The organism is Pseudoduganella sp. GW821-FHT11H04, assembly GCF_058807935.1.
Window position 1 is genome coordinate 471,997 of sequence record NZ_JBXARE010000004.1, and the last position, 19,938, is coordinate 491,934.

Annotated in this window: 9 protein-coding genes; 5 read left to right on the top strand and 4 right to left on the bottom strand. The window is 60.6% G+C overall.

The genetic code is table 11. The features are described 5' to 3' along the window. Positions 1–2 precede the first annotated feature (2 nt). Entirely contained in the window at positions 3–3,170 is a 3,168-nt protein-coding gene (locus tag AC1RTP_RS12415; protein ID WP_498607894.1) for an alpha/beta hydrolase-fold protein, read from the bottom strand. Further along, positions 3,170–4,993: a glycoside hydrolase family 13 protein gene (locus AC1RTP_RS12420; RefSeq protein ID WP_498607895.1), complete on the bottom strand. Its 1,824-nt coding sequence runs from the start codon at positions 4,991–4,993 to the stop codon at positions 3,170–3,172. The genes AC1RTP_RS12415 and AC1RTP_RS12420 overlap by 1 nt, the downstream gene beginning before the upstream one ends. A gap of 314 nt (positions 4,994–5,307) precedes the next feature. Here AC1RTP_RS12420 and AC1RTP_RS12425 point away from each other — a divergent pair, with 314 nt between their 5' ends. Continuing rightward, positions 5,308–8,037 (top strand): TonB-dependent receptor, encoded by a 2,730-nt coding sequence (locus AC1RTP_RS12425; protein WP_498607897.1) that lies wholly within the window; start codon positions 5,308–5,310, stop codon positions 8,035–8,037. 55 nt (positions 8,038–8,092) lie between these two features. On the opposite strand, the gene AC1RTP_RS12430 is transcribed toward AC1RTP_RS12425, so the two are convergent. Then, positions 8,093–9,895 carry a M2 family metallopeptidase gene (locus AC1RTP_RS12430; RefSeq protein WP_498607899.1) on the bottom strand — a complete coding sequence of 601 codons (1,803 nt, stop codon included), beginning with the start codon at positions 9,893–9,895 and terminating at the stop codon, positions 8,093–8,095. Positions 9,896–9,954: 59 nt separating this feature from the next. Here AC1RTP_RS12430 and AC1RTP_RS12435 point away from each other — a divergent pair, with 59 nt between their 5' ends. From AC1RTP_RS12435 to AC1RTP_RS12450, 4 genes are all read left to right on the top strand, one after another. Next, the gene (locus tag AC1RTP_RS12435) at positions 9,955–12,336 is read left to right on the top strand and encodes a glycoside hydrolase family 31 protein (protein ID WP_498607900.1); all 2,382 of its coding nucleotides are present in this window, start codon (positions 9,955–9,957) and stop codon (positions 12,334–12,336) included. 102 nt (positions 12,337–12,438) lie between these two features. Next, positions 12,439–13,770: an MFS transporter gene (locus tag AC1RTP_RS12440; RefSeq protein WP_498607902.1), complete on the top strand. Its 1,332-nt coding sequence runs from the start codon at positions 12,439–12,441 to the stop codon at positions 13,768–13,770. A 68-nt stretch (positions 13,771–13,838) separates the two neighbouring features. Next, on the top strand, positions 13,839–15,473 hold the full coding sequence (locus AC1RTP_RS12445; RefSeq protein ID WP_498607904.1) for an alpha-D-glucose phosphate-specific phosphoglucomutase: 1,635 nt from the start codon (positions 13,839–13,841) through the stop codon (positions 15,471–15,473). Positions 15,474–15,483: 10 nt separating this feature from the next. Next, positions 15,484–17,103 carry an alpha-amylase family glycosyl hydrolase gene (locus AC1RTP_RS12450; RefSeq protein ID WP_498607905.1) on the top strand — a complete coding sequence of 540 codons (1,620 nt, stop codon included), beginning with the start codon at positions 15,484–15,486 and terminating at the stop codon, positions 17,101–17,103. A gap of 66 nt (positions 17,104–17,169) precedes the next feature. Here AC1RTP_RS12450 and AC1RTP_RS12455 read toward each other — a convergent pair whose 3' ends face one another. Next, entirely contained in the window at positions 17,170–19,905 is a 2,736-nt protein-coding gene (locus tag AC1RTP_RS12455) for an alpha-1,6-glucosidase domain-containing protein (RefSeq protein ID WP_498607907.1), read from the bottom strand. Between the last annotated feature and the right edge of the window lie 33 nt (positions 19,906–19,938).

The following is a 19,938-nucleotide window of genomic DNA, read 5'->3' on the forward strand; positions in this document are numbered from 1 at the left end:
GGCTATCGGGGCGAGTTGGCTGGGCGACCGAAGAACCAGGCCAGCGCGACATGCACGCGGCTGGCCCAGGATTGCTCGTTATGGCGTCCGCCCGGATCGGCCAGGAACAGCAGGTCCCGGCCTTCAAGGTAGCCTTGTTTCACCATGGCCTGGCGGAATGCTTCGCTTTCTTCCAGGCCGTCATTGACCGTTCCCGCATCGATGTAAAACTTGACCGGCAGCTTTTGCAGCGGATGCTTGAGCGCTTCCTGGCCGTTCCACCAGAAGGAGCTGGATACGCCGCCTGCCATCCCGAATAGTTGCGGATAGCGCTGGGCAATGCCGATGGATGCGAGGCCGCCAAGCGACGAGCCCATCACTGCCGTGTGCTCGCGGCCTGGCTTGGTGCGGTATTGCTGGTCGACCCAGGGCTTGACTGTCTTCGCGACGAAGGCTGCGTAGGAATCGAGCTTTCCTCCGCCGTATTGCGGGTCGCGGCTGCCGGTGTATTCGCTCATCCGGTCGCTGGTGTTGTCGATGCCGACGACAATGACTTCTTCCATTTCCCCTTGCCGCACAAGGCGGTCTGCGACTTCGTCGATATTCCATTCGGTGCCGTAGCTGGCGGTCATTGGATCGAACAGGTTCTGGCCATCGTGCATGTAGAGCACCGGGTAGCGGCGTTTGGTGTCGCTGCTATAGCTTGGGGGCAGGTAGATGCGCAGCGTGCGTTCGTTGCCCAATTGGGGGGATTTGAATTTTTCCACCAATTGCAAAGTGCCGTGCTTGGGCGGTTTCGCCGCGGCAGCAGCGGGCAGCGCACGCGCGGCCAGCACGTCAGCGCTGTTGCGGGCGCCGCTCGTACCGCCGGCGTCAGCGTAGCTTGCGTTGCTCTGCAGGCTGCTCATATTGTAGAAGGGCTGAAGCTCCAGCTTGTAGCTGCCTTTCTTCAATGCGGCCGTCAGCGGCGTCGACCACGCGGGGCCGTTGGCCGGCGCGTTGTGCGGCATCTGGACGACGCCTTCCGCCACTACCTTGCCTTGCCCGTCGCGCAAGCGCAGCATTTGCACTGAGTTGGTGATGCCCAGGTTGATCCGATGAGCATGGTTGTTGTAGCGCAGCTGGACGTTGTAGCGGCCATCCCGCGATACGCTGACCGCGTCGCCCGCACCGCGCGCTGCGCTGCCATCCGCTGCAATGGCGGCGGGGCAGAGCGGCTGCGAATGGTGACTGCGCGTACCGCTGCCCGGGTAGATCGCCTCCGCCGCGTAGCACGCCGCCGCGGTCCCGGCCGTGCGGTTCGTCCACTCGCCTGCTGCCACGCTGGTGGCGACGAGTTGGCCGTCGCGGTACACGTTATAGCGCGCATCCTCCCGAGTTCCCGTACCGGGCGCAATACGGAAGGCTGCATTGGCGCCCGGCTTTTGCTGGAAGACGGGTTCCAGCGGCGCAGTGGATGCGCCTTCGCTGCCTGCGACGGTGATCTGCTCCCGCCCCTGGACCAGCGGCCCCATTTCCACTTCAATCAGGTTATCTTCCGCGAGCTCGCTCCATGCGACCGGGCTTCGTGCATCCTTGCCATTCAGCTTGCCGCCAATCGGCATGTAGTAGCCTTCGCGCATCTCCGCGGGAGGCAGCTTGATTTTCAGGTGCAAGCGCTTACCGTGCAAGGAAAGCCCGGACAGTTCGATCGCATCGCTGCCCGCAAACCATTCGCGTCGCAGACGTGAGGTAATGAAAGGATTCACATGCAAGCGCTCGGCATCGGCACCAACACCGAAAACCTGCTGCACCACCATCCCCAAGAAACCACCTACCGACCAAAGCTGCCTGCGTGAGTTGATGACCGGTGCGGACGAATCGCCGGTGCGCCACTCCATATTCTCCATATTGGAAAGGTTGAGCGCCGCGCCTTGCAGCAAGCTGGCGTAGGCGGCATCCGCCACTGCGACATTCCCGTACAGCGCCGCCGCACGCAAACCGTAGGCGGTTACAAAGGGCCACAGCGCCCGATTGTGGTACACCGGAACGCCCGGCTGCTGCGGCCAGATGACCGGTGCGCCCAGCGGACCGTGTGGGTAGTGAGCCAGGATGGATTGCGCCTGTTCGGCATCTGCCACGCCGGCGATGATGGCGAGTGACTGGCCAAGCCAGTCAAACTTGTGCATGGCCGCGCCGTCGAAATGGCCGGCAGTCAGGCTGCTGTACATGCCTGCATCCTTGAGCCATAAACGGTCGTTGATGGCGAGCTTCAGGTCTCCCGCCCAACGTGTGTAGCGTTGGGAGGTGTCGTGTTCGCCTGCCTGCTGCGCCAGTTCGGCCGCCAGCGTCAGGGCCTTGAAGTGCGCGACATTCGTTGACAATGCTTTGGATGTCGCCATGCTGGACAAGTCGTTAGGTATCCACGCGGCATAGGACTGATCGCGCCAGTCGAGGAAGGATTCTTCACCGTTGTACAGACCACTGGTGGGATCGTAGACGGCGATGCGGTCGTTCTCGATGGTGTTGCGGAGGGCTTGCAGGGCGATGGCGGCAAAGTGCGCCCGCTCGTCGGCGGGTACGACCTTCAGCGCTTGCTCGGCGCCGAAGGCCCAGCTCACGCGGTCCGAGCTGACTGGCCAACTGCCGCCGCTGCCGGTGTCCTGCACGATTTGTAAGCCATCGTCGCTGCCTGCCGCCAGCGCTGGCTTGCCGCCACGGTAGCCGGACAGCTTGAAATGCAGCGAGTTGCGCGTGCGCTGCGGGTCGAGCAAGGCCAAGCCAAGGTTGGCGGCATATGACAGGTCGCGCGTCCACACGTAGTGCCACTTCTCGCCGGTCTCGAAGCACTCGCAGGCGATTGCTGCGCCGTCGTTGTAGCTGCCGTCGCGGATGGCGGAGACGGAATCCTGCTTCATCTCCGTGATCGCCAGCGCGAACAGGGCGTCGAAGGCCAGGTTGCCGCTGCGAACTTGCGGCAAGCCTGCCTGCTCGGCGTAGGTGATCGATTGCGGCGCGTTGTCGCGCAGGGGCATGGTGGTCGATTGCGTATAGCTGCGCAGCGCCGCTTGCGCATCGGGTGTCGCGAAGCTCGCCTTGTAGGCGCCGAAAGGTACTTCGACAGCGGTGCCGGCCTGCGCGGAAGTGCCTGCGGCCGCGAGGGCGGCGACGATCAGTGCAGCGAAGGCGGACTTGCGCGAATGGTTGCGCATTATTTGATCTCCATCACGAGCACCGAGCGGGCGGGCAGGGTGAACTTGCCCACCAACGGGACCTCGCGGCCGGTGATCACGTCTGTGCCGCTGCGCGCACCCGCCAGCATCTCGCGGAAGCGGTCCGCATCAAGCGTCATTTCCTTGTCGTTCTTGTTCAGCGCCACCATCACCTTCTGCTTGCCGTCGAAGCGGAAGTAGACATAGGTGTCCTGTTCCGGCCCGTACTGCATTGTCCTGCCATGCTGGACGGCGCTGGAAGTCTTGCGCCAGTTGACCAGCTTCTTCACGAAGGCCTGCATTTCGCGCTGTTCCGCGCTCAGGCCTTCGCCGGTGAAGGCATTTACCTTGTCGCCAGCCCAGCCTCCCGGCATGTCGCGGCGGTAGGACGGATCGTCGCGGCCCTTGACCGTGCTTGGCATCAGCACCTCGGTGCCGTAATAGAACTGCGGAATGCGCGGCGCGGTAAAGGTGAACGCCAGCAGCATGCGCAACAGGGCAGGGTCGCTATTCACCATGCTGAAGCTGCGCGCCAGGTCGTGGTTGCCTTCGAATAGCACGAGATTGGACGGATTCGCATATAGGTAGTCCTGTGCCAGCGTCTCGTAAACATCGTACAGGCGGTAAGTGCCGTCGGTATCGCCCAGCGCCTTGCGCAGTACGTCGTTGAGCGGGAAGTCCATCATGCTCGGCGCATTCAACGACTGCCAACGCGCCACGATAGGAATGCGTGAACTCCATTCCTCGCCCACCATATTCAGTTTGGGATACTCCGCCAATATGCGTTTGGACCACTCGGTCAGGAAGGGTGTTTCGGAATAGCCAAACGTATCCACGCGCAGCCCGGACAAGCCGGCGTATTCGATCCACCAGATATTGTTCTGGATAAGATAGTTCGACACATAGGGATTGCTCTGGTTCATGTCCGGCATATGCGGCCCGAACCAACCCTGGGTGAAGTTGCGCGCGTCTTCCTTGCTGCCGTACGGGTCGATATTGGCCACGCGGTGATGCGCGGTAGGCGTGTACTTGCCGTCGTAGCTAAGCCAGTCCTGCATCGGCATATCCTTCATCCACCAGTGGTGGCTGCCGATGTGGTTCAGCACCACGTCCTGGATCACGCCGATGCCGCGCGTACGAGCCTGCGCCACAAAGGCGCGGTAATCCTCATTGCTGCCGTAGCGCGAATCGATCTTGTAATAGTCGGTGGCGGCGTAGCCGTGGTAGGAGTGGGTATCCTGGTTGTTTTCCACAAGCGGCGTAGGCCAGACCTGCGTGAAGCCCAGGTCTTTCACATAATCGAGGTGGGCCGCCATGCCGGCCAGGTCGCCCCCGTGGCGGCTATTGCCATCGGCGCGGTTGGCCTTGTCCGGCATGCCTGCCACATTGTCGTTGGAGGGATTACCGTTGGCGAAGCGGTCCGGCATGACCTGGTAAATCGCATCGCTGCTATTGAAGCCCTGGCGCTGCGCCGATCCCGGCGCGCGCGGCAGCAACTGGTAGCTATAGGTCAGGCCGTTCCTGCCTGGCGCCGAGAAGCGGATGTCAAAACGGCCCGGCGCCACGTCCGGCGCCAGCACCAGGTCGATAAACATGTAATTGCGGTTGGCGACGCGGTTCACGCCACCAATTTTTACACCGGGGTAATGAATGGAAGGTTCGAGGTCCGCCACTTTCGGTGCATGCACCATGAGCTGCAGCTTTGGGTTCTGCATACCGGCCCACCAGAACGGCGGTTCCATATGGTCTACGGTCGCAGGCGCCGCAACGGCAGTTGTCAGCATGGTAACGGCCAGGAGGGCGGCCAAGGCGGTCTTCTTCATCAAATCTCCGGTCGGAATGTCTTCGGACCCGACAATACACCCAAATTGACTGTAGTTCTACTACACATCCAACTGTCTAAATTTGTAGCCGAAATACAACGCGACAGCTGTGTTTCCCAGAGGGAGCCCGTAGCAAACGGGAGAAATACATGTTTGTGATGATTGTCATTCATTGACACCAAATCTAGTTTTAGTACAGAATCCGCTTCAGAGCGTCCGTAAGAGCGTTCGCTTTCCAAGGATTCCCGTGTAGTCGAAATAAACCGGTCTGTGTAGGTTGCGGGAAAAAATGTTTAATGAGTGAGGGGACTTTGATGACTATCTTCGCCAACAAGCGAGGCAATACCGCTTTCCGACTGAGTCCGGTTGCGGCTGGGTGTGCAATTTTTGTATCCGCGTTCGCGGGCTCTGCGTACGCGCAGACCACCACCACCGGCCAGGCAGCTGAGGCGCCGATCCAATCCGTGACTGTGTCGGGTATCCGCCGCGGTATTGAAGACGCGATTTCGGTGAAGAAAAACGCAACTTCCATCGTCGAGGCCATCTCCGCGGAAGATATCGGCAAACTGCCAGACACCTCCATCGCAGAATCCATCGCCCGCCTGCCAGGCCTGGCCGCCCAGCGCGTTGCCGGCCGTGCGCAAAACATTTCGGTGCGCGGCCTGTCCCCGGACTTCGCCACCACCCTGCTGAACGGCCGTGAGCAAGTCTCCACCGGCGACAACCGCAGCGTTGAATTCGACCAGTACCCATCGGAACTGATCAGCGGCGTTACCATTTACAAGACCCCTGACGCTGGCATGGTTGGCCAGGGTCTGTCCGGCACCCTGGACCTGCAGACCGTGCGTCCGCTGGCCTTCGGCGGCCGTACCTTCTCCATGAACGCCCGCATGGAAAAGAACTCGCTGGGCAAGATCGCCAACACCAAGTCGACCGGCAACCGCTTCAGCTTCAGCTACATCGACCAGTTCGCTGACCGCACTATCGGTGTGGCCCTGGGCTTCGCCCACCTGGATTCCCCGGTGCTGGACCAGGAAACCGGCCTGTATGAGCCATGGAAGAATGAATCCCGTGCAGGCGTGCCTGGCGGTACCAATGTCACCGACGGCATCAAGTCCCTGGAGCGCAGCGGCTACAACAAGCGCGATGGCCTGATGGGCGTGCTGCAGTACCGTCCAAACAAGAACTTCACCTCGATGATCGACATGTATGCGTCGCGCTTCAAGCATGAAGACACCGCCAACCAGTTCGAAGTGCACATCGGCGGCTACAACGGCGGCAACAAGCCTGACCTGCTGTTCACCAACGTAACCACCGCCAACGGTTCCTTCGCCTCCGGTACTGCAAACAATGTGTACCCGCTGGTGCGCGGCATGTACGACAAGCGCAAGGACGACATCCGCGCTATCGGCTGGAACAACGAACTGCGTATGGATGGCTGGTCCGTAGTGGCTGACGTCAGCCGCTCGACCGCCAAACGCGACGAGACCAGCCTGGAAAACAACCTGCAGATCAGCGACGTAGCCGGCAATCCATACCTGGATTCCGTAGCGCTGTCGCTGCGCAGCGGCGGCTTCCCAACCATGGACCCGGGCCGCGATTACAGCAACCCAGCCAACCTGTACGTGCGTAACACCATTTACGGTTCCGGCTACGGCAAGACCCCGCGTGTGGAAGATACGCTGAACGGCTTCAAGCTGGCAGCCAACATCCAGTCGGGCGCGATGCTTGAAAAGTACTTCTCCAGCTTCGACATCGGCGTGCATTATTCTGACCGCAGCAAGGTCAAGCACCAGCCGGAAGGCAATATTAACCTGGCAGGCGCACCATCCACTATTTCGTCCGACCTGCTGTACAACTCGGTCGACCTGGGCTGGGCTGGCGTGGGCACCATCCCTGCATGGAACGTGCCGGGCGTCGTGGCTAAGTACATGACCTTCGCTCCGACCGAAGACAAGGACTACCTGATCGCTAAGGCTTGGACTGTCAACGAGAAGATCACCACGACCTTCGCCAAGGCCAATATCGAACACGAGATGGGTGATGTCAGCGTGCGCGGTAACATCGGCGTGCAAGTGCAGCACACCGACCAGTCGTCCGATTCCAAATACTGGGACGGCACCGCTCCAGCCGGCCAACAAGTCAAGCCAGTCCACGACGGCAAGACTTACACCGACGTGCTGCCGAGCCTGAACCTGGCGTTCCAGCTGCCTAACGACCACACCATCCGTATGGCAATGGCCAAGCAGATCGCTCGTCCGCGCGTTGACCAGCTGCGTTCCGCACTGGACTTCAACGTCGGCACCAACGACTTCAAACCAGGCGGCAGCGGCGGTAACGCCCAGCTGGATCCTTGGCGCGCCAAGGCATTCGACCTGTCGTATGAAAAATACTTCGGCAAGAAGGCCTACGTAGCACTGGCTTACTTCTACAAGAAGCTGGATACCTACATCTTCACCGAGACCCGTACCCACGATTTCTCGGCGCAGATTCCAGGCACCAAGGCGATCACCCCATTCGGTAACTACAGCGCTCCTTACAACGGCAAGGGCGGCAACATGAAGGGCCTGGAGCTGACCGCTTCCCTGCCGCTGAACATGCTGACCCCAACCCTGGACGGTTTCGGCGTGAGCGGCAGCTACTCGTACAACGACAGCGCGATCACCATCAAGGAACCTAGCGCAAACCTGGGCGACACCATCATGCTGCCTGGCCTGTCGAAGCACACCAGCAACCTGACCGTGTACTACGAGAAGAACGGTTTCGAAACCCGCCTGAGCCAGCGCAAGCGTTCGGACTTCGTGGGTGAGATCGGCAACTTCGCTGGTGAGCGTTCGCTGCGCTACGTCGTTGGCGAGAACATCGTCGACTTCCAGATCGGCTACAGCTTCAACGAAGGCATGTTCAAGGGCGTAGGCCTGGTGCTCCAGGTGAACAACCTGCGCAACGCCGCTTACGAGACCTACAACGGCAACCACAACCAGCAGCTGGAATACCAGAAGTACGGTCGTACCGTCCTGCTGGGCGCGAACTACAAGTTCTAAGCGTGCAGTAGAAATGAAAACGGGGGCCGCGGCCCCCGTTTTTTTGCTTGGCTATTTATTTAGCCTTCGCAGCCAGCTGTTTGTTTTGTTCGTCCAGCCAGACTTTCAGAGGAGCGAAGTAGTCCAGCAGTGCCTGGCCGTCGATGCGCTCTTCGCCGGTGGCGGCTTTCAGCTCTTCAGGCCATGGCTTGGAAGTACCCATTTCCAGCATGGACCACAGCTTCTTGCCGGCTTTTTCGCTGCCGTAGATCGAGCACTGGTGCAGCGGACCGGTAAAGCCGGCTTCCTTGCACAGGGCGCGGTGGAACTGGAACTGCAGCAGGTGGGCCAGGAAGTAGCGTGCGTAAGGCACGTCGGCAGCAACGTGGTACTTGGCGCCGGCGTCGAAGCCGTCAGCCAGCATAGGCAATGGACGCTTCACGCCCATGTACTGCTCGCGCAGCTGCCACCAGCTCTTGTCGTAATCCGCCGGCTTGGTTTTGCCGGCATAAACGTCCCAGCGCCATTTGTCTACCGAGTAGGCGAACGGCAGGAAGGCAACCTTGGCCAGTGCGCGCTTCAGCAGAACGCCGATGTCGGCATTCGGGTCCGGGTTCTCGTTCATCAAGCCGACCTTCTTCAGGTAGTTCGGGGTGATGGACAGGGCAATGGTATCGCCGATCGCTTCGTGGAAGCCGTCGTTGGCGCCGTTGCGGAACAGGTTGGACTGGTTCTTGTACGCCAAGTCGTAATAAATGTGGCCCAGCTCATGGTGGATAACGGCAAATTCTTCTTCGGTCGGACGGATGCACATCTTGATGCGCACGTCGTCTTTGCCATCCAGCTGCCATGCGGAGGCGTGGCAGACCACGTCGCGGTCACGCGGTTTTTCCAGCAGCGAGCGTTGGTAGAAGGACTCCGGCAGCTTTGGCATGCCCAGCGAGGTGTAGAAACGCTCGCCGTATTGCACCATTTCTTTGGCCGTGGTCTTTTTCTCTTCCAGCACATTGGTCAGGTCGAACTTGGACGCGCCGGTGGCAGGCATCAGCAGCGGGTAGATGTTCTCCCAGCTCTGGCTCCACATATTGCCGAACAGGTGGGCCGGGATCGGGCCGGTCAGCGGCACCACGTCCGGGCCGTAGGTTTCGCGCAGCTTGTAGCGGGTGTAGGTGTGCAGCGAATCGTACAGCGGCTTCACTTGCTGCCAGATGCGTTCCATCTCGGCCGAGAATTCTTCCGGCTTCATGTCGTAGCCCGCGCGCCACAGGGCGCCGGTGTCGGCGTAACCCATTTCGCGAGCGCCTTTGTTGGACAGCTCAACGTACTCGCTGTACAGCTTCTTGTAGGAAGGCGATTGCATATGCCAGCCGTTCCACGCGTCCAGCAGCTCTTTCGGATCGCGGCTGGTGGCCAGGGTCTTTTCCAGGTCGCCCAGCGCCTTGCATGGCTTGCCTTCAGGGCAGTACTTGGCTTTGCCGTAGGCGCCATTCAGCTTGGCGTTGTCGTCGGCGTAGGCCTGGCGTTCCTTCGGATCCGGCAGCATCAGCGTCAGTTGCAGCAGCTTCAGCTTGCGCTCATCGTCGGCGCCCAGCTTCAGGCCATTAAAGCGGCGCGCTTCCAGCGCAGCCTTGCCGGAAGCATCCAGCTGCTGTTCGCCAAAGTAGGCGGTCAGCGCTTCGGTGTCGTCGGTAATGAAGTTTTGCGCAACCCAGGCGGCGCGCTGGCCGTCCAGGTTCAGTTTGTCGAATTGCTCTTCGGTCTGCGCGATGAATTTCTTCGCCTCTGCCGGGGTGCCTTTAGCTTTTTTCGGGGCTGGCGCGGCGTGGGCAAAACCTGCCGCCAGGGCCAGGCCCAAGGCCAGGACCAATGGCTTTTTCATAGTCGTTTTAATCAATTCAATCTCCTCTCAGATAAAACTGCTCGGTAATATATCACCCTATGAAACTAATTAAATTTGCAATATTGGCCCTGATTAGCCAGGCCGCTTTGGCGCAAAACGCAGATCGCCATTTCCTGTCTGCCGCAAACAAGGGCAACGGGCTGGAAATCAGCACAAACGATGGTGTTTACATCATCAAACCGTACTCCGCGGCGGTGGTGGAGACCACTTTTATCCCTAAGGGAGAGGTGGCCGATCCGGTGTCGCATGCTGTTGTTTTGATGCCTGCTAGTGTGGCAACCACGCTACGCGAAGAGGGCGGCGTGCTGGAATTCGCGACGCCGGGCATTACCGTGCATGTGGAAAAACAGCCTTTCCGCATCAGCTACGCCTACAAAGGCCAGCCGCTGGTGGCGGAAAAGCGCGGCTATCGCCACGAAGGCAATCTGGAGGCAATCGAGTTCGCGCTGGATGGCGATGAGGCGCTGTACGGCGCCGGCGCCCGCGCAGCCGGCATGAACCGCCGCGGCAGCCGCTTCCAGTTGTACAACCGCGCCCACTACGGTTACGAAGCGCGCTCGCAGCTGCTGAACTTCACGATTCCGATGGCGCTGTCGTCGAAGAAGTACGCGCTGCATTTCGATAACCCGCAAACCGGCTACCTCGATTTCGACAGCAAGAAAGACGGCACGCTGGCTTACGAAACTATCGGCGGCCGCAAGACTTACCAGGTGATCGCGGGCGAGCAGTGGGAAGACGTGCTGGCCAACTACACCAGCCTGACCGGCCATCAGCCGCTGCCGCCGCGCTGGGCTTTCGGCAATTTCGCCAGCCGCTTCGGCTACCACACCGAGGCTGAAACCCGCGCCGTGGTCGACAAGTTCATCGCCGAAAAGATTCCGGTCGATGCCGTGGTGCTGGACCTCTACTGGTTCGGCAAGACCGTTAAAGGCACGATGGGCAACCTGGCCTGGGACAAGGAGAGCTTCCCGAATCCGAAAGGCATGATGGCCGACCTTGCGGCGAAGGGCGTAAAGACGGTCGTCATCACCGAGCCTTTCGTGCTGACTACCTCGAGCCGCTGGCAGGAAGCAGTGGAGAAGAGGGTGCTGGCGACCGACACCGTCGGCGCCCCGTTCAAGTACGACTTCTACTTCGGTAACACTGGCCTGGTTGACCTGTACCGCCCCGAGGGGCGTGACTGGTTCTGGAAAATCTACAAGGAGCTGAAAGAGGGCGGCGTGGCCGGCTGGTGGGGCGACCTGGGTGAACCAGAAGTGCATCCATCTGCGCTGCGCCATGGCAGCAATGGCCAATTGGGCGCCGACCAGGTGCACAATATCTACGGCCATGATTGGGCGCGCCTGATCGCCGAGGGCTACCAGAAAGATTTCCCGAATGAGCGTCCCTTCATCCTGATGCGCGCCGGTTATTCGGGCTCGCAGCGATTCGGCATGATCCCGTGGTCGGGCGACGTGCAGCGCAGCTGGGGCGGCCTGCAGTCGCAGATGGAAATCGCGCTGCAAATGGGCATGCAGGGCCTGGCCTATATGCACTCCGACCTGGGCGGCTTCGCCTCGCCAATGCTGGATGACGAACTGTATGTTCGCTGGCTGCAGTACGGCGTGTTCCAGCCGGTCTTCCGTCCGCACGCGCAGGAGGAGGTGCCGGCGGAGCCAGTGTTCCGCGCCGAGCGCACCAAGTCGCTGGCACGGGATGCGATCCGCCTGCGCTACGCCATGCTGCCGTATAACTACAGCGCGGCCTTCGACAACAGCCAGACCGGCTTGCCGCTGATGCGCCCGATCATGTTCGAGGGCGGCGACAATGGCGTGGCCTCGACCTACCTGTGGGGCCGGGACTTCCTCGTCGCCCCAGTTACCGAGCCGGGCGCACAGCGCAAGGAAGTGAACTTCCCGGCATCGGCCAAGGTGTGGTTTGACTTCTACACGGGCGCCGCGCATAAAGGTGGCATCAATGAGGTGGTGCCGGTAGTGGCTGAACACATTCCGGTCTTCGTGCGTGCTGGCGCCTTTGTGCCGCTAGCAAACGTGGTGCAGACCACGCGCGACTACAACACGAAGCAAATCGAGTTGAATTACTACTACGACGCCAGCGCGGGCGCGACCAGCGGCAAGCTGTATGACGACGATGGCGCCACCGCCAACGCTTATCAGCAGGGCAAGTACGAAATCGCCCACTTCAGCGGCGCAGCATCCGCGTCCGGCTTTGAAATCGGCATCGAAACCGAAGCCGGCAAGTCCTGGCAGCCGGTGGCGCGCGCCTACACGCTCAAGGTGCACAATGTGGCAAGCCGCCCGCGCAGCGTAAAGCTGGATGGCAAGGCCCTGGAGTCGCGCTGGGATGCCCGCACCCGCACCTTGCAGGTGGTCTTGCCGGCACGTAGTGCAATGAAGGCAAAACTAGCTGTAATTTTGTAGCATGACTACAAATTTGCGATAAAACTGCGTGTTTACGGGCTGTGTTCGCATTGACAGTCCAAAATCGCCATGTTATTTTGCTACAAATTACTCGGGGACAGTATGCAAATGCATTCGATCATCAGCAAACCACGCCTGACCTTCTGGCAGTTGTGGAATATGAGCTTCGGCTTCTTCGGCATCCAATTTGGTTTCGCGCTGCAGAACACCAATACCAGCCGCATTTTCGCTACCCTGGGTGCGACCCCGGACGAACTGCCACTGTTCTGGCTCGCCGCTCCGGTCACCGGCCTCCTTGTGCAGCCAATCATCGGCTACCTGAGCGACAATACCTGGCACGCGAAGTGGGGGCGCCGCCGTCCCTTCTTCTTTGTTGGCGCGCTGCTGGCAAGCATTGCGCTGTTCCTGATGCCGAATTCCTCCGCGCTGTGGATGGCGATCCTGGTTCTGTGGCTGATGGATGCGTCGATCAATATCTCGATGGAGCCGTTCCGCGCCTTCGTTGGCGACAAGCTCGATGAATCGCAGCAGACCGCCGGCTTCGCGATGCAGACCTTCTTCATTGGCCTGGGCGGCGTGATTGCCTCGCTGCTGCCAATGTTCTTCACCAACCTCCTGCATGTCAGTAATGAGGTGGTGAACGGCGCCATTCCCGACTCCGTGCGCTATTCCTTCTATGCAGGCGGCGCCGCTTACTTCCTGTCCGTGCTGTGGACCGTGCTGACGGCCGACGAACTGCCGCCGGAAGACATGGAAAAATTCCGTATGGAGAAAGCGCAGCGCCGCGGCCTGCTGTTCTCTTTGAAAGAAGTATTCGGCGGCTTCGTGCACATGCCGAAAACCATGGTTCAGCTGGCGCTGGTGCAGTTCTTCACCTGGTTCGCGCTGATGGGCATGTGGGTCTTCACCACGCCGGCCGTGGCGGAAAATGTGTTCGGCACTACCGACGGCAAGTCGGCCATTTTCCAGGAAGCGGGCAACTGGGTTGGCACGCTGTTCGCAGTGTATGGCGGCGTGTCCGCGCTGGTTGCCTTTGTGTTGCCTAAGCTGGCGCACGCCACCAGCCGTAAGTTCGTGCACATGCTTTGCCTGGTGATTGGTGGCCTGAGCCTGGTCAGCATCGCCTTCATCCACGACAAGAACATGCTGATGCTGCCGATGATCGGCGTGGGTATCGCGTGGGCCAGCATCCTGACCATGCCTTACGCGATCCTGGCGGGCGCATTGCCGGCCAAGCGCATGGGTTACTTCATGGGTGTGTTCAATTATTTTGTCGTGCTGCCGCAGATCGTCGCCAACCTGGTGCTCGGCCCGGTCATCAAGCACCTGTTCAGTGGCCACTCCGTCAACGTGCTGGTGCTGGGCGGCGTCTCGATGGCGATCGGCGGCATCCTGACCCTGATCGTCAGCGACGCTGCCAAGAAAGAAGCCTAAGCCATCCAGCGGCGCGCACCGAACGCGCCATTCGCGGTAAAAATGTCCTCTGAAGAGGAGGAGCGAATATGGCAATCCAGACGGTAGCAACTACTCCCATCCCCGGCCAGCGTCCGGGGACATCGGGACTGCGCAAGAAGGTCGCAGTTTTCCAGCAGCTTCACTATCTTGAAAATTTCGTCCAGGGCCTGTTTGATACCCTGGGTGATGCCTCCGGCAAAACACTGGTGCTGGGCGGCGATGGCCGCTTCCACAACCGTAGCGCGATCCAGGTCATCCTGAAGATGGCCGCCGCGCATGGCTTTGCGCGTGTGCTGCTGGGGCAGGGAGGCATTCTTTCGACGCCAGCCGCCAGCTGCGTGATCCGCAAGCATGAAGCTATGGGCGGCATCATCCTGTCGGCCAGTCACAACCCTGGAGGCCCGGATGGCGACTTCGGTGTCAAATACAACGCCACTAACGGCGGCCCCGCGCCGGAAGCGCTGACCGAGGCGGTCTACCAGCGCACGCTGGTGCTCTCGCAATACCGCATCAGTGATGCACCCGATATCGACATCGATCGTGCTGGCGCCTGCGCGGTGCTCGAAGGCATGACCGTAGAAATCATTGATTCCGTCGCCGACTATGCGGAGCTGATGTCGCAGCTGTTCGACTTCGACGCCATTCGCCGCTTGTTCGCTGGCGGCTTCACCATGCGCTTCGACGCCATGCACGCTGTCTCCGGCCCTTATGCGCACGCAATCCTTGAAGGCATGTTGGGCGCGCCGGCAGGCACCGTTATCAACGGCATTCCGCGGGAAGATTTCGGCGGCCTGCACCCCGACCCTAATCCCGTCAACGCCGAAGAACTGGTCGACATCATGTGTGCCAATGCGGCGCCTGATTTTGGCGCCGCGTCCGACGGCGACGCTGACCGCAATATGATCGTAGGCCGGGATTTCGTCGTCACACCATCCGACAGCCTGGCCGTGCTGGCCGCCAACGCCACCGTCGCTCCGGGCTACGCCGACGGTATCACGGGCATTGCGCGCTCCATGCCAACATCGCGTGCCGCCGACCGTGTGGCGGAGGCCTTGGGCGTGCCATGCTACGAAACACCAACGGGATGGAAATACTTCGGCACCTTGCTCGATGCCGGCAAAGCCACGCTGTGCGGCGAGGAGAGCTACGGCACCGGCTCGCGCCACATTCGTGAAAAAGATGGCGTATGGGCTGTGCTCTTCTGGCTTAACCTGCTGGCGGTACGCGGCACTTCGGTGCAGGACATCGTTGCCGCCCACTGGCTGCGTTTCGGCCGCCATTACTACTCGCGCCATGACTACGAAGCCATAGAGTCCGATGCCGCCCACCTGCTGATGCAGGACTTGCGTATCAAGCTTGCCAACTTGCCAGGCCAAAAACTGAACCACTACGAGGTACAGGCAGCCGATGATTTCGAATACACCGACCCGGTGGACGGCTCGCACGCCAGCCAGCAAGGCATCCGCATCATGATGACGGACGGCTCGCGCATCGTGTACCGTCTTTCCGGCACCGGCACTGAAGGCGCTACCTTACGCGTCTACCTCGAACGCTACGAAGCAGATCCATCGCAGCACCATATCCCAACGCAGCAAGCGCTCGCGGGGCTGATTGCCATTGCAGACAGCGTGGCAAGTATCGCCTTGCATACAGGCCGCACCAATCCAACAGTCATTACATAGGAAAAGCTGAATGAAACTTTCTTCCCTCGCATTGTCCTTACTGCTTGTCACTGGCGCGCGCAGCGCACTTGCGGCGCCGCCCAAGCCTTTCCTTTGGGAGAATGCGACTGTCTACTTCCTGGTCACCGACCGTTTCGCCAATGGCGACAAGGCCAATGACCTCGCGTATGGACGCAAGGCCGATGCGGCGCCGCTGCGCGGCTTCATGGGAGGTGATTTCAAGGGGTTGACGGCAAAGATCAAGTCGGGCTATTTCGATGACATGGGCGTGGATGTGATCTGGACTACGCCGCCTATCGAGCAAATCCATGCGGGTACGGATGAAGGTACTGGCAAGTCATACGGCTTCCACGGCTACTGGGCGCGCGATTTCACCGCGATGGATGCCAACCTGGGTACTGAGAAAGATTTTCGCGATTTCGTCGAGGCGGCCCACGCGCGCGGCATCCGCGTTCTGCTGGACGTGGTGATGAACCATACCGGCCCGGTAACGGATGCCGATCCTGTCTGGCCGGAAGATTGGGTGCGCACCGAACCGCAATGCCAATACAAGGATGTGCCGACAACAGTCAGCTGCACGCTGGTGAAAAACCTGCCGGATTTCCGCACTGAGAGCGATGTGGCGGTGGAGCTTCCTGCCGCCCTGACAGCAAAGTGGAAGGCCGAAGGCCGCTACGAGCGTGAAGTAAAAGAGCTGGACAATTTCTTCGCTCGCACCGGTTATCCGCGCGCACCGCGCTACTACCTGATGAAGTGGCATGCAGACTGGGTGCGCAAGTATGGCATTGACGGCTTCCGCGCTGATACGGCCAAGCATGTCGAGCCCGCTGTATGGGCCGAGCTGCGCAAAGTCGCCCTCACGGCGCACGACGAGTGGAAAAGCCTGAATCCCAAGAAGGTGATGGGTGATGGGCGCTTCTTTATGGTTGCCGAGGTGTACAACTACAACATTGTGCACGGTCTCGACTTCGATATGGGCGGCGGCGAGAAGGCCAATTTCTACGCCAACGGCTTTGATGGCCTGATCAACTTCGGCATGGTGCATGATGCCAAAGGCGATTACGAGTCTCTCTTCAGCAAATACGCGACGCAGCTTGCGGGCCCGCTGAAAGGGCATACGGTCATGAACTATATGGGCTCGCACGACGATGGCAATCCTTTCGATCCTGCGCGCGAGAAGCCTTTCGAGACCGCCAACAAGCTGCTTCTGGCGCCTGGTGCAGCGCAGATCTACTACGGCGACGAGATTTCGCGCCGGCTCGATGTGACCGACGCCAAAGGCGATGCCAAGCTGCGCTCTTTCATGAACTGGGGAGATTTGAAAGCCTACGCCAAGGTACGGACGCATTGGGCAAAGCTCGGCAAATTCCGCCAGGCACACCCATCGATCGGTGCCGGCGAACATAAGAAACTAGCTGATGCGCCATACACCTTCAGCCGCGTACGCGGTGAAGACAAAGTAGTCGTGGCGCTGGACGTGAAGACTGGCCAGCCAGTCGATATCACAGTCGGCGGCGTGTTCGCCGACGGTGCAAAAGTGAAAGACGCCTACTCCGGCGCCAGCTATACCGTGAAGAACGGCGCCGTGCACACCAACGGCAAGAGCACAACAATCCTGCTGGCGCAATAAACCCGTAACCCGCGGCCTCTGCACAAGCGGGTCAGACCCTTGGGTCTGACCCAGGTTTACCGGGTTTTATTCAACGAAAACCACTGCAGTGCGTGGCGGTATGGAGAAGCTTCCCGTCGCAGCATCGTAGCGAGCCGTGGACTTTCTCTGCACAGGATGCAAGCGATAAGCCTTTCCTGCCTCACCAGCAGCCACAATGATCTGCTCCACCTTATCCACATTGATAAAGTAAACCACCGTCTTGAAACCGGCGCCCGCGTAACCTGTACCATCCAGGCGGGCTGCGATGACGGTTGCGACCTGGCCTGGTCCGGTATTCAGGAAGTGCAGGCGTTGCTTGATATCGTCGGCAGTCCGCATGCGGAACAGCGTGCTGCTTGCGCGAATGCGCAGCAGGTCGCGGAAGGTGTCGCGGGCGAATGCGATATCGGCCGGTGTTGGCTGCAGCGCGCGGTTGGCGAGCAAAGGCTGGAGCAAGGCGTAGTCTTTGCCATTGTCCGCGGCAGGCGGCAGGCCGGAGCCGAAGTAGTTGGTCTGGTAGGTCCAGTCAAGGCGATTGAACCAGTCGCCCGATTCAAAGCTGTTGCGGTCCATCGACTTTGAGCGGAGGATCTCGAAACCTGCATGGTAATAAGCCACGCCTTGGGAGAAGGCGTTGATCGCTGCTGCCAGCATTTGCACGCGTGCCCGGTCCGCGCTGGTGGTGGACAAAGGCAGCTTGAGGGCATTGATGTCGTACAGCGTCTGGTTATCGTGGTTCTCCACGTAGTTGACTACCTCGCTCGGCTGGCTGGCGTAACCGGCCGGTTGGTTGCCCCCATAGACGATCGCTTGCAGCTCCTTGGTCTCGCCCGTGTAAGTCTGCATGCGGTAGCTGCGGATCGAGCCGGCCAGGCCGACCTTTACAAGATCGGCGGCGTTCATCAGGTCCGCGACCGGCCGCAGGCCAGCTCCGGCATTCGGGTCATATACGAGGCCATTCACATAGCCCTGTTGTGCGATTACCTGCTGGCCTGAATCGCCAGCGCCGCCGCCACGCACGGCATCGCGCGCGCGGTCGCTGAAGGTTCCGATGCCGCTGCCGTTCAACGATAGCTGCGAAGCCTGCACAAAGCGCGCACCGTCCGCGACTTCGCCGAAGTTCCAGCCTTCGCCGATCAGGTTCACGTGGCGTCCGGCGGCCTTGTTGACGCGCGCATGCAGCGCTTTCATTGCCGCGCGCGGCTGGTGGCCCATCAAGTCGAATCGGAAGGAGTCAATGTGGTAATGCCTGGTCCACAGCTCGGCCGAGTCGATCATCAGCTTGGCCATCATCCGGTTTTCAGTCGCCGTGTTGAAACAGCAGGTGGAGTTTTCGATCTCGCCTTTCAGGTTCAGGCGCTGGTAGTAGCCGGGCACGATGCGATCCAGCACGGAGCGCTCATGCTGGCCGCCGCGATAGGTGTGGTTGTAGACCACGTCGGTGCCCACGCGCAAGCCGGTGTTGTGCAGGGCCATCACCATTTCGCGCAGCTCGATGATGCGGCGCGCGCCGTCGGAGGCGTCGGTGCTGTAGCTGCCTTCCGGAGCGTTGTAGTGCCACGGGTCGTAGCCCCAGTTGTAGCAGTCTTTCAGTCCATTTTCGGTGACGATCTTTTGCTGCTGGTCGCCGTCAGGTGCGCCATGCACAACGGGCGCAACGCAGCTTTTTTCCGGCACGCTGCCCAAGTCATAGACCGGCAGCAGGTGCACGTCCGTCAGGCCGGCTTTAGCCAGCATAGACAGGTGCTTCATGCCGTTGGAGCCGGTCTCACGGAAGGCGGTGTACTTGCCGCGGTTCGGGGCACTCACCGACAAGTCATTGATCGAGAAGTCGCGCACATGCAGCTCGTAGATCGACATATCGGATTGCGACTTCACCGTGGAGGGAGGCTGGTCTTTGCTCCATCCGGCTGGTGCAAGGCGTGGATCGGCCAGATCGGCGATGTAGCTGCGGGCGGAATCAGTGGTCAGGCTGACAGAATAAGGATCTGTAACGAGGTTGCGTACCAGGCCAGTCTTGGGCGCCACAACGTCAACGACATATTTGTAGTATCGGCCGGACAGATTGCCGCGTGCGCTGGTGGACCAGATGCCGGTCTTCGCATCCGCGTGCATGGTGGTGATGGATTTGGGTTTGCTGCTGCCGGTGTCATACAGGCAGACGGAGGCCCGCTGTGCGGTCGGCGCCCACAGCTTGAATGTGGTGCCGCCTTTGTTGACGGTGGCGCCAAGGTCGGTAGCCTGTTCGGCAGCGGCGTAAATCTGGTCCAGCGCTCCTGGAACTTGCAGGGCGGTCGCGTCGCGTACGGTGCCGTCCTGGTTTTCCTGCACGAGTACGAGCTGCTTTGCCAGCATGGCCGGCAAACGGGCGCTGTCGGCGGTGGACAGCGCGAGCAGCGTGCCGTTGCCGGTGTACTTGAAGCGGTCGGCGAGCGGGGAGGCCAGTGCCTCTGTCGTCGCAGTCATGGGTAGCGAGCCATCGGCGCCGCTGACGGTGCCGCCCAATGGTGCGCTGATCCCTGCGGCGCTGGAGTAATAGAGTTTGAAGCTGCCTTCCGCCTGGACGCCGGCCCATTTGGCCAGGCGGCCATCCAGCCACAGGGCGCGCGCGTCGAAACCTTGGGTGGGCGCCAGCACCGTCTCAAACGGAGCGTCACAGGAAGCCAGGGTTGGCGGCGTTGCTGCGGTCGGCGCAGCGGTGAGGGCGGTGGTTGGCGCCCCGGCGGCGGAAAACGCTGCGAGGGCGGGCAAGAGGGCCGCCACGAGAGTGCGCTGCTTCATTTGTGTCTCCGTAGTAGTGATGCTACAGAAATC